This is a genomic window from Campylobacter sp. MIT 12-8780, from assembly GCF_006864535.1.
Lineage (GTDB): Bacteria > Campylobacterota > Campylobacteria > Campylobacterales > Campylobacteraceae > Campylobacter_D.
Window position 1 is genome coordinate 32,072 of sequence record NZ_QHLL01000010.1, and the last position, 13,586, is coordinate 45,657.

The following is a 13,586-nucleotide window of genomic DNA, read 5'->3' on the forward strand; positions in this document are numbered from 1 at the left end:
TTTGAAGAAAAAACATACAGCGATTAGAATGTGCGTTATTTGCAAGCAAAGATTTTCCCAAAACGAGCTTTATCGTTTTTGGCTCAAAGATAAAAAAATTGTTCTTAATCTACATTTTGGACGCAGCTTTTATCTTTGTGAGATATGCTTGCATAAAGAGGATAAAAAAAGCTTGCAAAAACCTTGTTTTAAGGCACAGGATATCAAAATAACTCTGCAGGATTTAAAGGAGATACAAAATAATGGCAAAGATTAGAATTCACGAGATTGCTAAAGAAATGGGCTACAACAGCAAAGAAGTTTTAGAAAAAGCCCTTGAACTTGGACTGAATGTAAAAACCGTTTCATCAGCAGTAGATGAAGAACTCGCAGCAGTGATTTATGAATACATACAAACCAAGCAAATTCCAGAAAGCTTTAAGGCAAAAATGCCAAAATCAAATAACACAAAAAGTGAAAAAAAGAAAGAGGAAACAAAAACTAGCCAAACAAATAAAGAAGAAATCAAAAAAGAAACAAAAAAACCAGCCACAAAAGCAAAAAAAACAAATGAAAAAAGCATAAATTTAGAAAAAAATGAAGCTAAGATCAAGCCAATCTCTCAAGAAAACCTTGCTCAAAAAGAAATGATACAAGAACCCAAAAAAGAAGAACCTGCCGCACCGCAACAAACTTCTCTCACCCAAAGAAGAGGACTTGTCATCGTCAAAAAGAAAAAAGATGAAAATCTAAAAGCAAGAGAAAGTCAAGCAAGCGAAGAAAAACCAAAAACAAGCGCAAGAATTGATCTTAAAGATATGTTTTCAAGTACTCAAGAAGAAAGCATAAAAAAACCAAAGAAAAAAGACAAAAAACCAAACACCTCAGCTCGCAAAGATGGCATGCAAAAAATGGACTTGCTTGGGGGGAATGATTTTAGCGATATAAGCCTTGATGATGAAGACGTCGTAGTTTTGCCAGATTTTAGCAATATAGCACAAAAACCAGCCCCAGCACCTACAAACAAAAAACAGCCAGGAATTTTAAAGCAAAGTTTTAACCAATTTACTGAAACGAGCATACAAAGAAGAGGACGTAAAAAACCACCAAAACGTATAGAAAAGAAAGAAAGCGCTCAAGTTACTAGCCTTGAAATTCCAAAAGAAATAAGAGTATATGAATTTGCTGATAAGCTTGGTAAAAATACAAGTGAAATTATCTCAAAGCTTTTCATGCTAGGTTTAATGACGACTAAAAACGACTTTTTAGATGAGGCAGCGATTGAAATTTTAGCTGAGGAATTTGGAGTTGAGATCAAGATCATTGATGAGGCTGATGAGTTTGATTATGTTAAAGAATACGAAAGCGTGCAAGATGAGGGCGAACTTAGTGTAAGAGCTCCGGTAATTACTATAATGGGGCATGTTGATCATGGTAAAACTTCCTTGCTTGATTATATAAGAAAATCTCGCATTGCAAGTGCTGAAGCTGGAGGCATTACTCAACATGTTGGTGCTTATATGGTAGAAAAAAACGGACGCAAAATAACCTTTATCGATACTCCAGGACATGAAGCCTTTACAGCTATGAGAGCAAGAGGGGCAAGCATTACTGACATCGTTATCATCGTTGTTGCTGCTGATGATGGGGTAAAACCACAAACCAAAGAAGCTATTAATCACGCAAAAGCAGCTAATGTGCCTCTTATCATAGCCATTAATAAAGTCGATAAAGAAGGTGCAAATATTGATAGGGTAAAAACTCAGCTTGCTGAAATGGATATAACACCAACTGAATGGGGCGGAAGCTATGAATTTGTAGAAGTTTCAGCTAAAAAAGGCACAGGGGTTGAGGATTTGCTTGAAATCGTGCTTTTACAAGCTGATATTTTAGAATTAAAGGCTAATGCTAAGGCTCTAGCTAAGGCAAGCATAGTAGAAAGTTCTTTGCAAAAAGGCAGAGGAGCAGTCGCTACTGTCATCGTGCAAAATGGAACGCTTAAGATAGGAAGCACCATAGTTGCAGGCGTAGCCTATGGCAAGGTGAGAGGGCTTTTTGATGATCAGGGCAAGGCTTTAAAAGAGATAAAGCCCGGAGAATGCGGAGTCATCATAGGTTTAAGTGAAGTAGCTGAGGCTGGAGAAATTTTAATTGCTGTACATAGTGATAAAGAAGCTAGAGAATACGCTCAAAAACGTCAAGAATACAACCGCCAAAAAGAACTCAGCAAATCCACAAAAGTAAGCCTTGATGAACTAGGAGCAAAGATCAAAGAAGGCAATCTTAAAGTCTTACCAGTGATCTTAAAAGCCGATGTGCAAGGCTCACTTGAAGCCTTAAAAGCAAGCCTTGAAAAGCTTAGCAATGAAGAGATTAAAGTCAATATCATTCACGCTGGTATAGGCGGTATCACTCAAAGCGATATAGAACTAGCCAGCGCTAGTGAAAACTCTGTCGTGCTTGGCTTTAATGTGCGTCCAACAGGAGAGATTAAAGAAAGGGCTAAGGATAAGGGCGTAGAGATTAAAACTTATAATGTTATTTATAATTTAATCGATGATGTCAAAGCTCTTTTAAGCGGACTTATGAGCCCTATTATCAGTGAAGAGCAACTCGGACAAGCTCAAATTCGTCAAGTCATAAATGTGCCAAAAATAGGACAAATCGCAGGTTGCATGGTAACAGAAGGCGTGATTAACAGAGGAGCAAAAATCCGCCTTATACGCGAAGGCGTGGTTGTATATGAGGGCAATGTAAGCTCGCTTAAACGTTTTAAAGATGATGTTAAAGAAGTGGCAAAAGGCTTTGAATGTGGCGTTGGCATAGAAGGATGCAATGACATGAGAGAGGGTGATTATATAGAAAGTTATAAAGAAGTCAAGGAAATGGTGAGCTTGTAGGCTACTTAAGGAGCAAAAATGAACGAGCAAGAGCTAAGAAAACTTCGCACCCAAAGTGTGCTAAAAGAACTTATCCCGGAGGCTTTAGCAAGTCTTGATGATGAGCTTTTAAGGAATTTAAGCATTACTGATGTAGAGTGCAAAAAAGGTAGATATGATGCCTTTGTGTATGTAGATAAGGCTTTTTTTAATGCCTTAGAGCAAGAAAAAATTTTACTTGCTCTAAAAAAAGCTGCTAAAGCCTTGCAAAATTACTGCATGAGCGAGCAAGGCTGGTATCGCTGCCCAAATTTTCACTTTAAATTCGATGAAAGACTTGAATATCAAAACCACATAGACGCCCTTTTTGAAAAGATAAAAAAGGAAAAAGATGAACGAAAATGATTTAAAAGCTCTTTGTGCTGAAGCTAATGTAAGTTTTTATGATAGCGAGCTTGTGCGTGAAAACTCAAAGCTGATTTATAGGGTATATATCGTCAAAAAAGGCGGTGTGAGCTTAGAAGACTGCCAAAAAGTAAGCGAAATACTCTCGCCCTTACTTGATGCAAATGAGCCAAGTAAAGAGGCATACTTCTTTGAAGTTTCAAGCCCGGGACTTGAACGAAAGCTTAGCAAATTAGGGCATTTTGTTTTAAGCGTGGGCGAATTAGTTCAAATCACTACCAATGAAAAAGAAAAGCTTAAAGGCAAGCTTTTGAGTGTGGAGGGCGAAAATTTAAGCTTTCAAGATTTAGACGATGAAAAGTCTCATTTTACCTTGAATTTTAAAGATATAAAAAAAGCCAAAACTTTTGTGGTGTGGTGAGTTTTGGTTTTTTCCTTTTTTAACTTTTTATCTTATATAAGCTAAATTTAAGGCTTGATTTATTTTTTTTTTTTTTTGTAAAATTAAAATTATAGATTAAGGAGAGAGCATGAATTTAAACTTCGAACAAAAGCGAGATTTCCTACTATGCATAAAAGAATTTGTAGATAGGATTGATAATCGAGTAAATCCAAAAACAACTCAAGGGCTGAAAAAAACTGATTTAATCGAACGATTGGATAAAATCTTAGACTCACTTAACTATAAAAGTAATATAGAATTTGGCACCGGAGGAATGAAAGATACTTGTGGTATAAGCTTTGTGCGTAAAGATACTTTAAGAGATGATTTAGTTAATTCATCCAAATTTACTCATAAAAAAGGTATTTATATTTATTTTGGTTATATGCATAAGGAGCAAAACAATAAATTTTATATTTGCCTAGGTAGATCCGATGAAATGAAAGAAACTTGCAAAGCTCTTGAGACTCTTAATCTGGTAGAACTCGATGAATCTATGATTGAATATTTTGATGGGAGATTAGATGAGCATAATTTAGATAAAATTCTTAATAAATTTTTAGAAATCGTAAGTCAATACAATAAAATTCCAATAGATGATTTCAAACCTATATCTTGGAACACAAAAGGAGAAAGCATGCCAAATCTACAGACAACAAAACCTCCACTTAATCAAATTCTTTATGGACCTCCGGGTACTGGAAAGACTTATACTACCATTGATAAAACTCTTGAAATTTTAAAATTTTACAAAGCTATAGATGAAATTCCGGAAGATAGAGAAGATAAAAAAGCAATATTTGATGAGTTTAAACAAATGGGACAAATCGAATTTATCACCTTTCATCAAAGTTATTCTTATGAAGAGTTTGTGGAGGGGATAAAACCAGAGGTTGACAAAGAAAACAACAAAATGACCTATGAAATTAAAAATGGTATTTTTAAAGAAATATGCAAAGAAGCTATGGAACATGATAGTATGGAAGGGCTAGATAAATGCATTGAGCAACTTCAAGAAGAATGCAACAAAGAAGAAAATATAGAAAAAGGCGTGCATATTCATGACAAATATTTTGTGCGTTATAGATCGGAAAAATCCTTTGGTATTGTGTTTGAGGGGATGGATGAAAAGCACAGAAAAAACGGATATTATGCAGGTGTTGACGACCTAAAAAAGATGTATAAAGACGAAAAAGCTAAATGCCCTAATCCATCGTATCTTAAGCGTATTTTAATGTTTTTTAAAAAGCAATTTAATTTGCCAGACTATCAAGAAGATCAAAAAATAAAGCCATATATACTCATCATCGATGAGATTAATAGGGGCAATATCTCTAAAATTTTTGGAGAGCTTATTACCTTGATAGAGCCAAGCAAAAGACTTGGCGAAGATGAGGCTTTAGAAGTTAAGCTTCCTTATAGTAATGAAAAATTTGGAGTGCCAAATAATCTTTATATCATAGGCACTATGAATACAGCAGATCGAAGTATAGCTTTGCTTGATACGGCTTTGCGTAGGAGATTTGAATTTGTTGAGATGATGCCACAATGGGATAATGAAAATATAAGCAAGGATTGCGAGGGTGTAAATTTACAAGAGCTTTTAAGGGTTTTAAATGAACGCATAGAATTTTTGCTTGATAGAGAGCATGCTATAGGACATGCGTTTTTTATAGGGCTTGATAGCCTTAAGAAATTACAAGATGTATTTAAAAAGAAAATCATCCCGCTTTTACAAGAGTATTTTTATGATGATTATGCAAAGATTAATGCTGTTTTAAATGGTAATGATATGATTAAGGAACGCCCTACAAGTGATTTAAATTTAGGCTCAAGCTTAAGTGATTTTGTAGATGATGACAAAAAGCTTTATATTATCACCGATTTTAGGGAGTGGGATTTAAAGAAGTTCCAAGATATAATAAAAAAAATAGCTAAACAATGAAAACAAATAACACCCTAGCTATAACTGAATGGCAAAGGTTTGGGCTTGATGACATTAAGGCTGTTTTGCAAAATTCTGCCAATACAGATCAAGAAGCTAAGAAAATTTTTAATGAACTTCAAGACTTTGCCAAGCAAAAAGATAGTCATAATTTTATCAATTTTTGTGGCTCAAACAAGCTTAAAGCAAGAAATTATGTGGGTTTGATCCAAACTCAAAGTGGTTTTTGTCTTGAAATTTTACCTAAGATTTTTAGGAGCGAAAAGAAATTAGAGCAAGATTTGGAAAATGAAACTTCAAATTCACAAGATAAAGCCAAGGCTTTAAATTCAGCCAAAAAAGCCCAAGATTTACTTCTTGATATGCTAAAAACCCTTAAAGATTCACCTTTTAAGCAAAGCAATATCGCGACTTTAAAAGCTAAAAAGCTTCCTTTGCTTGAAATTTTTGTGTCCTTGTTTTTAGATGAACTTGAAAAGCTTGTCAAACAAGGTATAAAGAGTGATTATATAGCTTATAAACAAAACCGCACTTTTTTAAGGGGTAAATTACTTTTTAATGAAAATCTTAAGTACAATTTCGCCCACAAGGAACGCTTTTACACCTTTGCTGATGAGTATAGCCAAAATCTGCCTCAAAACCGCCTTATAGTTGCTGCACTTTTAAAGCTTCAAAAGCTTAAATTTAGCTCTAAAATAAGCACAAGACTTTTGCAATTTCGCTTTATTTTTGATGATATAGCTCAAAGCACAAATTATAAGGCTGATTTTGCAAAATGCGTAAATTCAAGGCATTTTAAGGCTTATGAACAAATTTTACCTTGGTGCAAACTCTTTTTAGAAAAACTCACTCCAAGCCCTTATAGTGGAAGTTCAAAGGCTAGCGCTTTGCTTTTTGATATGAATAAACTTTTTGAAAGCTTTGTTGCCTTTCATCTTAAAAAGCATTGTTCTTTAAATGCTAAAGATCATGCCATAAAAACCCAAGATAGTTCAAAATATTTGCTTGAAAGAGATGCACAAAGCGAGCAAGAGCAAAAAAATAAATTTAAAATTAAACCAGATATAGTGATTTGCAAAAAAGATGAAAATGAAAAACCCATTGCCATACTTGATACAAAATGGAAAATTCTTGAAAAAGAGGAGGAGATAAATCAAGGCGATTTATACCAAATTTTTGCTTATCTTTGTAAATATGAAAACCAAAAAGGTGTTTTAATTTATCCTAAAATTAGTGGGGAAATTATAGAAAAATTACACGAGCACAAGTATCAATATCGAGCTTTTAAAGACACAAATATACAAAAAGAACTTAAAATTTATTTTTTTGATTTGGAAGGTGAAATTTCAGGTATTAAAAACTTATTTGAATAATTTAAAATACTTATAAAAACATTTTTCATCTTTTGCTATACTTTCACAAAAATTTAAAGAAGCAAAGATGACAAAAGAATTTTATATGAAACTAGCCTTAAATGAGGCTTGGAACTTTCAGTTTTTAACCTATCCTAATCCAGCTGTGGGCTGCGTGATTTTAGATAAAAATGGCAAGCTTTTAAGCATAAGAGCTCATGAACAAGCAGGACAAGCTCATGCTGAGTTAAACGCCATAAAAACAGCCTTAAAAGAGCTTGATCCAGCCTTGCAAATCCCTGATGAAGCCAATGCTGCTCATGAATTTATACTTAAAAATCATCATTTTTTACTCAAAGACGCTAGTGCTTTTGTTACTCTTGAGCCTTGCACTCATAAGGGCAAAACCCCAGCTTGTGCTAGACTTTTTAGCGAGCTTAAGTTTAAAAAAGTTTTTATAAGCGTAAAAGATACGCACAAGCTAGCAAGTGGTGGGGCTGAGTTTTTAAGGCAACATGGCATTGAAGTTGAGCTTGGGCTTTGTGAAAAAGAAGGGCTTGATCTACTTAAACCCTTTTTAAAATGGCAAAAAAATGAGCCTTTTAAGCTTTTTAAACTCGCTTTAAGCCTTAATGGCTCGCCTTTTGGTAAGTTTGTCAGCAATGAATTAAGCAGAAGCTATGCTCATAAAATCCGTTCAAAGCTTGATTTACTCGTAGTTGGCGGAGAGACTTTAAGAAAGGATCGCCCAGTTTTAGATGCAAGATTAGCTGGCAAGGAAGCTAAGGCTCCAAATTTGTGCATCTTAAGTCATCAAGAACTTGCTAGCTTTGATGAGAAAATCCCAGCTCTTAAGGTGCCAAACCGCCAGATTTTCACTCAAATTCCAAAAGAAGCAAAATTTATGATGTTTGAAGGTGGGGCAGAGTTTTTAAAAAGCTTTGCTAAGGATATGGATATGTTTTTGATCTTTTCAAACTCAAAATTTACCGCACAAGCAAATGCGAGTTTAAATTTAGAACTCAAACCTTTATATAAGGGCTTTTTAGGAGATGATACTTATGGCATTTATGAGCTTTGAGCCTTTTTTTGTGGCACAAAATGAGCTGATTTTTTTTCATATTAAAGAATTGCAGAAAAAAAAGACGAGTAAATACTGCCTTTATAAACTCAAAGATGAACGCGATGAGCTTGAATATATAGGCGTTTTAGATGAGCTTTTTAAGCAAAATGATGAACTTATACTTGCAAAAAGAAGGAATAAAATCATCTTATTTAAAAATTTCACTCAAAACACGGACAATTTCAAAGAAGCAAATTTGAGATCTTTGCTTTTTTTGATCTTATGCTTTGTGGCAAGTGCTGTTTTTTTGGTATTTTGCTTTATGAATGACTTTCAAATGATAGATATTGGTTTTTTTGTAATATTTAGTCTTGCTTTTATACTAAGTTTAAATAATTTTTTAAAAATTATAAAACAAATTTCCATGCTTAAAATGACAAAAAAGGAAGAAATTCAAAATTTTATCGATAATAGTTCTTGAAAATAGCTAAAAGCCCTTGCAAAAACAAGGACTTTTTTAAAAAAGTATTTTAGCTTGCATCAGCTGTTTTTGTGATACGATTTCTTATATCGCGACGCACTATTTCTATACCCCAAAGCCACACTATATGCCCAAAAAGCTCTGATAAATGCTCATCAAGAGGAATTTGACTGAGTGGTGGCACTTCAGCAATCAAAGGCATAACGATAACATGAGCAAAAAGATATACAAAAAAGCCAAAAACAGCACCCTGCCACATCTTAATGCGAGGATATACCTCAGCAAGCATACAATATGCCACACCAAAAACTACCGAAAAGCCAATATGCACGATAAAAATGCTTAAAGGTAGCTCAACACCCGAAAACATATATGTCCAATCACTTGGCAAGCCAAGCTGCTCTAAGAAAATTTTTGGCGGAGTTGTTCGCTCAAGAGCATCAACAGGCCAAGGCACACTTGGATCTCTTGGAGGAAAAGGCACTTCCCAACCCCACTTGACAATACCGCCAAAAACACCTGCTAAAATTCCTATAAAAAAGGCAAGAGTAAGACGTCTTTGGCTAGGATTTGTAACCATCATTTTCATTCCTTTTTGATAAAAATATGCAAAAATTTGCAAAACTGATTATAGGATTTTATATTAAATTTATTTTTAATATAAAATTAAAATTTTGCTTTTTTTTAAACTCTATCAAAAATTATAATTAGATACCATATCTTACAGGCTTCAAAAAAATAATTTTTATTTTTCTTTTGGCTTGAAATGTTCTATTTTCTTGCTCGAAATGATATTTAAAATTTCAACCACCAAAGAAAAGATCATCGCTACATAAATATAAGCTTTATCGATATGCAAATCCACGCTTTCAGCCACTAAAACCACACCAACCATAATTAAAAAAGCCAGAGCAAGAATTTTTATACTTGGATAAGTTTCGACAAAATCAGCTATAGGCTTACTTGCAAAAAGCATAACAGCTACAGCGATGATGATAGCTATAACCATAATTTGCAAGTTATTTGCTATACCTACAGCTGTAATGACGCTATCAAGAGAAAAAACTATATCAAGAAGTATGATTTGAGCGATAATGATCCAAAATTTTGAACTTGTGCTTGTGTGATGTGCTTCGCCATGGTGCATTTTAAGCTGTTCGACTATCTCAAGCATAGGTTTGATGATTAAAAAAAGCCCACCAAAAAAGAGCACTAAATCTCTGCCTGAAATTTCACTTGGCATAAGCTCAAGAGTGCTTTTAAGCGTAGCATTATCCTCTATAATCATTGGCAAATATACATTAAACAAAGGTGCGGTAAGCTTCATAATCCAAAACAAAGAAAAAAGCAAGCCTATACGTGCAAGCATGGCTAGCATTAGCCCAAGATATCTTGTTTTGTCGCGTTGATGAGGGGGAAGTTTATTGACTAAGATGGCTAAAAGTATGATATTATCGATTCCTAAAACGATTTCTAAAGCGGCTAAAGTTGCCAAAGTCAGCCAAGAATCAAGGCTAAAAATCCACTCTAAACTTTCTATCATCACTTGCTCCTATTTACTATCAAAAGCACAATTATAAGCTTTTTTACTTAATTTTTACTAAAGATTTTTATCACACTTTGGGGTAAAATTTCATGTTCTAGGGCGTGAATTTTTGCCTCAAACTCCTCTAAGCTCAAACCTTCTTTTTGAAAGGCTTCTTGAGCGATGATTTGTCCGCCATCAAGCTCTTCATTTACCCAATGCACGCTTACTCCGCCTAGCTTCATATCGCTATAAAAGCTTTCTTTGATCGCATTTGCTCCCTTAAAAAGTGGCAGTATAGAAGGGTGTAAATTTATAGCTTTGATATTTTGAGTAAAAACAGGGCTTAGTATCCTCATAAAACCAGCAAGCACCACTAAATCCGCCCCACTTTTTTGAATTTCACTTACTAAAGCTTGATCAAATTCTTCCCTACTTTTAAACTTTGTGTGCTCTATGATAAGAGTATCAAGATTGTATTTCTTAGCTCTTTGTATGCCAAAGGCATTGGCTTTATTACACAGACACAATACCACTTCAAATTCATTTTCGTCAAACTTTTTTTTATGCAATTTTTCAAGTAAATTTTCTAAATTTGAGCCATTTCCAGAAAATAAAATCGCCAGTTTTACAAGCATGAAAGTCCTTTTATGAGTTTTAGGGCATCAAAGCTATTTGCATTTGCCTTGTATTTTTTAGCCACTATTGCGTGAGCTAGGCTTGCTTGCATAGCAGCATCAAAGGCTGAAAAATCATTTGCAAGCAAGGCAAGTATCATACCACTTAAAGCGTCCCCACTGCCACCCTTAGCCAAGGCACTTGTGCCAAGATTAACAACGCAAAGCCTTTCTTTTTGTGCGATGATAGGATTTGCACCTTTTAAGAGCAAGACGCATTTAAATTTAAAAGCAAATTTTCTTGCAAAAGCAAAACGATTGGCTTGAATTTCTTCTACGCTCACTTCTTCATTAAAAGCCATTTTTAAAAGCCTTGAAAACTCCTTTGGGTGTGGGGTTAAAACCACATTTTCCCTCTCTAAAAAAGGCAGAATTTTTTCACTTAAAAAGCAGTTTGCATCAAGCACAAGGGGGATATTTTTTAAATGCGGCTCATCAAGCACGCTAAGATCATCTAGTCCCATGCCAATAGCAGCTGCATTTGCACTTTCTTCAAGCCTTTCTTTACACATGATAAGAGGCGAAAAAGCCTTTTTTCCCACCAAAGAAACAAGTCCTAAGCCAAAATTTAAAGCAGATAACGCACAAAGTGAGCCAGCACTTGCACTCCCACATACAAAGCCATGTCCAAAAGAGCCTTTATTTGTATTTTTAGCCCTTGCAATAAGCCTTAAATCCTTTTTTTCAAGCAAAAAGCTCTTTGCCTTTTCAAAACTAAGGTATTTTTCATTGCAAAGTCCTAAATTTGCCGTTTTTATCTTACCCACAAAGTCCTTTGCAAAGTCTTCAAGCATAAGTTCTTTTATACAGCCCATACTTACGCTTATATGAGCTTTAAAACCAGCTTTTTCTTGTGCGTAAGAAGCCAAGCCACTTGGCATATCACACGCCACTTTTAAGGCTCTGCTTTGATTTGCTTTTTCAAGTACAGCCTTAGTATTTGTATCTAAGAGCCCCTTAAAACCGCTTCCAAACACACAATCAACTATACAATCAAAGCTTGCAAAAACAGGCTCTTTTTCAAGAAAGCTTAAGCCTAAATTTAAAGCGATTTGCTCTTGCTTGATAAATAAAGCACTTTTTTTAGCTCTTTTATCAAGCACATATAAAAAGGTATTTTTTAAGGTTCGTGCTGCTACAAGCCCGTCAGCTGCGTTATTGCCAGAGCCAAGTAAAAAAAGTATTCTTGGGTGTTTTTTCTTTTTGTATTTTTTTTTAAGCTCTTTTTTGATGATTAAGGCGAGGTTTTTGCCTGCATTTTCCATTAAGATAAGCTCATCAAGTCCTAAATTTATGGCATTTAAATCATGCTCTTTAGCACTAAAACAAAGCGTTTTCATCAGCTTCCTTTTTTTGATTTTTGTGTGGGTTTTGTTCTAAAAAAGGCTTATCTTGAGGCTCTAAAATCCCCTCATCAAACTCAGCCTTAAGCTCTTTACTTGTTTTTACACCAAGTTCTTTAAGCTGATGAAAGCGAGAAGCAAGATTGCCACTTCCTCTAAGAAGCTTTTTTTCAGCCGCATCAAGCTTGTTCTCAAGGGTGCTAAAAGCCCTTTTTACGCCCTCAAAATCCTCAACAAAGCTCACAAATTTATCATGAAATTTAGCCAAAGCTTCAAAGGCTTTCATTACATTATCATTACTTTGAATGTGTCTCCAAGCTATATTTATGGTGTTTAAAGCCATAAAAAGTGTATGTGGAGTGGTAAGATAAATCTTTTTTTCATAGGCTTCTTTATATAAATTTGGGCTATGCTCTAAGGCTAAATCAAGTATGTTTTGATAAGGCAAAAAGAGCAAAACAAAATCATAAGTATGCGTATCAAAGTGAGTATAAGGCTTACTTGCAAGCTCATTGATACGAGCTTTTATGTTTAAAGCAAGTTGTTCGCAAATTTGCCTATCGTTTTGATTAAAATCAAAGTCATTTGGCAGGGAAAACTTAGCATCGATAATAATGCTTTTTTGATGATCTAAATACACCACCGCATCAGGATAATAGCTCTTGCCATCAAGCTTTAAATGCTCTTGGAGCTTATATTGCACCCCTTCTTTTAAGCCGCTGTGCTCAAGCACGCTTTTAAGCTGAAGTTCAGCAAAATTGCCCCTTGTTTTTTTATCTCCTTTTAAGATATTTGCAAGTTGTTCGGCGTTTTGGCTTATCTTTTGGCTGTATTCAAACATATTTTTGATATTGGTTTTTAGCTCTATTTCATTGTGAGCGAGTTTTTCATGATAGGCTTTTACGCTGCTTTTTAAAGGAGTGAAAAGCTCATCAAGGATTTTTTTGCTCTCATCACTAAGCATATTTTTATTTTGAGTCAGTAAGAGTTCGTGCTGTTTTTCAAGGCTTTTTTCAAACTCAAATTTGAGGCTTTCAAGATTTGTTTTGTATTTTAATTCAAGCTCATCAAGGCTTGCTTTTTGCTCTTTAAAAAGCTTATTTTGTGCTTCAGCGTGAGTGTGTAAGAGGCTTTGTTCTTTTTCTTGAAACTCAGCCTTTAAATTTGCTTTTTCTTTTTCAAATTCAAGCTTTTGCAAGCGTAAATACTCATCTTTTGAAGCTAGATTAAGCTCTTGTGCATCAAGCTTGCTTTGTGTTTTTATAAGGCTTTCTTGAAGCTCTTTAAGATCGAGTTTAAGGCTTTCATTTTCTAGTTTTATAGCCTCATTTTGAGTTTTTAGCTCTTGATCTTGAGTGTGTAAAAACTTATATATTAGCTTTAAACGACTAAGCTTAAAAGCTAAAAATGAAGCACATACAAATAACACGATTAAAGAGGTTATGAGAAATTCTTGCACTTTTTTCCTTTGTTTTAAAAGATCAATTCTAGCCAA

At 34.5% G+C, this 13,586-nt stretch carries 13 protein-coding genes; 8 read left to right on the top strand and 5 right to left on the bottom strand.

Annotation, left to right across the window (positions count from 1 at the left end; all coding sequences use genetic code 11):
- Position 1 precedes the first annotated feature (1 nt).
- The 8 genes from DMB95_RS07965 (at position 2) to DMB95_RS08000 (ending at position 8,546) form a co-directional block, all read left to right on the top strand.
- The gene (locus tag DMB95_RS07965) at positions 2–256 is read left to right on the top strand and encodes a DUF448 domain-containing protein (protein ID WP_238386924.1); all 255 of its coding nucleotides are present in this window, start codon (positions 2–4) and stop codon (positions 254–256) included.
- The gene (gene infB, locus DMB95_RS07970) at positions 243–2,879 is read left to right on the top strand and encodes a translation initiation factor IF-2 (protein ID WP_142931627.1); all 2,637 of its coding nucleotides are present in this window, start codon (positions 243–245) and stop codon (positions 2,877–2,879) included. Before DMB95_RS07965 ends, infB begins: the two co-directional genes overlap by 14 nt.
- An 18-nt stretch (positions 2,880–2,897) precedes the next feature.
- A complete protein-coding gene (gene rbfA, locus DMB95_RS07975) occupies positions 2,898–3,263 on the top strand; it encodes a 30S ribosome-binding factor RbfA (protein ID WP_137633451.1) in 366 nt (121 codons plus the stop codon).
- Positions 3,250–3,684, top strand: a complete 435-nt coding sequence (rimP, locus tag DMB95_RS07980; RefSeq protein WP_142931628.1) for a ribosome maturation factor RimP — start codon at positions 3,250–3,252, stop codon at positions 3,682–3,684. The genes rbfA and rimP overlap by 14 nt, the downstream gene beginning before the upstream one ends.
- Positions 3,685–3,793: 109 nt before the next feature.
- Positions 3,794–5,650, top strand: a complete 1,857-nt coding sequence (locus tag DMB95_RS07985; protein WP_142931629.1) for an McrB family protein — start codon at positions 3,794–3,796, stop codon at positions 5,648–5,650.
- Positions 5,647–7,023, top strand: coding sequence for an McrC family protein (locus DMB95_RS07990; protein WP_142931630.1), 1,377 nt, complete (start codon positions 5,647–5,649; stop codon positions 7,021–7,023). Before DMB95_RS07985 ends, DMB95_RS07990 begins: the two co-directional genes overlap by 4 nt.
- A gap of 67 nt (positions 7,024–7,090) precedes the next feature.
- On the top strand, positions 7,091–8,083 hold the full coding sequence (ribD, locus tag DMB95_RS07995) for a bifunctional diaminohydroxyphosphoribosylaminopyrimidine deaminase/5-amino-6-(5-phosphoribosylamino)uracil reductase RibD (protein ID WP_142931631.1): 993 nt from the start codon (positions 7,091–7,093) through the stop codon (positions 8,081–8,083).
- Entirely contained in the window at positions 8,064–8,546 is a 483-nt protein-coding gene (locus DMB95_RS08000; RefSeq protein ID WP_142931632.1) for a hypothetical protein, read from the top strand. Before ribD ends, DMB95_RS08000 begins: the two co-directional genes overlap by 20 nt.
- A 49-nt stretch (positions 8,547–8,595) precedes the next feature.
- Here DMB95_RS08000 and DMB95_RS08005 read toward each other — a convergent pair whose 3' ends face one another.
- From DMB95_RS08005 to rmuC, 5 genes are all read right to left on the bottom strand, one after another.
- Positions 8,596–9,126: a YagU family protein gene (locus DMB95_RS08005; protein ID WP_238386950.1), complete on the bottom strand. Its 531-nt coding sequence runs from the start codon at positions 9,124–9,126 to the stop codon at positions 8,596–8,598.
- A 165-nt stretch (positions 9,127–9,291) separates the two neighbouring features.
- Complete coding sequence (locus DMB95_RS08010) at positions 9,292–10,089, bottom strand: TerC family protein (RefSeq protein WP_142931634.1); 798 nt, start codon at positions 10,087–10,089, stop codon at positions 9,292–9,294.
- Positions 10,090–10,136: 47 nt separating this feature from the next.
- Positions 10,137–10,709, bottom strand: coding sequence for a phosphoribosylglycinamide formyltransferase (gene purN, locus DMB95_RS08015; protein ID WP_142931635.1), 573 nt, complete (start codon positions 10,707–10,709; stop codon positions 10,137–10,139).
- The gene (locus DMB95_RS08020) at positions 10,700–12,088 is read right to left on the bottom strand and encodes an NAD(P)H-hydrate dehydratase (RefSeq protein ID WP_142931636.1); all 1,389 of its coding nucleotides are present in this window, start codon (positions 12,086–12,088) and stop codon (positions 10,700–10,702) included. The genes purN and DMB95_RS08020 overlap by 10 nt, the downstream gene beginning before the upstream one ends.
- Positions 12,069–13,550 carry a DNA recombination protein RmuC gene (gene rmuC, locus DMB95_RS08025; RefSeq protein WP_260604840.1) on the bottom strand — a complete coding sequence of 494 codons (1,482 nt, stop codon included), beginning with the start codon at positions 13,548–13,550 and terminating at the stop codon, positions 12,069–12,071. The genes DMB95_RS08020 and rmuC overlap by 20 nt, the downstream gene beginning before the upstream one ends.
- Positions 13,551–13,586 lie beyond the last annotated feature (36 nt).

Excerpts from the sequence above, each read along its gene's own strand:
- DMB95_RS08000 (WP_142931632.1), top strand. The coding sequence starts at position 8,064 with ATGGCATTTATGAGCTTTGAGCCTTTTTTTGTGGCACAAAATGAGCTG.
- rbfA (WP_137633451.1), top strand. The coding sequence starts at position 2,898 with ATGAACGAGCAAGAGCTAAGAAAACTTCGCACCCAAAGTGTGCTAAAA.
- DMB95_RS07990 (WP_142931630.1), top strand. The coding sequence starts at position 5,647 with ATGAAAACAAATAACACCCTAGCTATAACTGAATGGCAAAGGTTTGGG.
- DMB95_RS08005 (WP_238386950.1), bottom strand. The coding sequence starts at position 9,126 with ATGGTTACAAATCCTAGCCAAAGACGTCTTACTCTTGCCTTTTTTATA.
- DMB95_RS08010 (WP_142931634.1), bottom strand. The coding sequence starts at position 10,089 with ATGATAGAAAGTTTAGAGTGGATTTTTAGCCTTGATTCTTGGCTGACT.
- rimP (WP_142931628.1), top strand. The coding sequence starts at position 3,250 with ATGAACGAAAATGATTTAAAAGCTCTTTGTGCTGAAGCTAATGTAAGT.
- DMB95_RS07985 (WP_142931629.1), top strand. The coding sequence starts at position 3,794 with ATGAATTTAAACTTCGAACAAAAGCGAGATTTCCTACTATGCATAAAA.
- infB (WP_142931627.1), top strand. The coding sequence starts at position 243 with ATGGCAAAGATTAGAATTCACGAGATTGCTAAAGAAATGGGCTACAAC.
- purN (WP_142931635.1), bottom strand. The coding sequence starts at position 10,709 with ATGCTTGTAAAACTGGCGATTTTATTTTCTGGAAATGGCTCAAATTTA.
- DMB95_RS08020 (WP_142931636.1), bottom strand. The coding sequence starts at position 12,088 with ATGAAAACGCTTTGTTTTAGTGCTAAAGAGCATGATTTAAATGCCATA.
- ribD (WP_142931631.1), top strand. The coding sequence starts at position 7,091 with ATGACAAAAGAATTTTATATGAAACTAGCCTTAAATGAGGCTTGGAAC.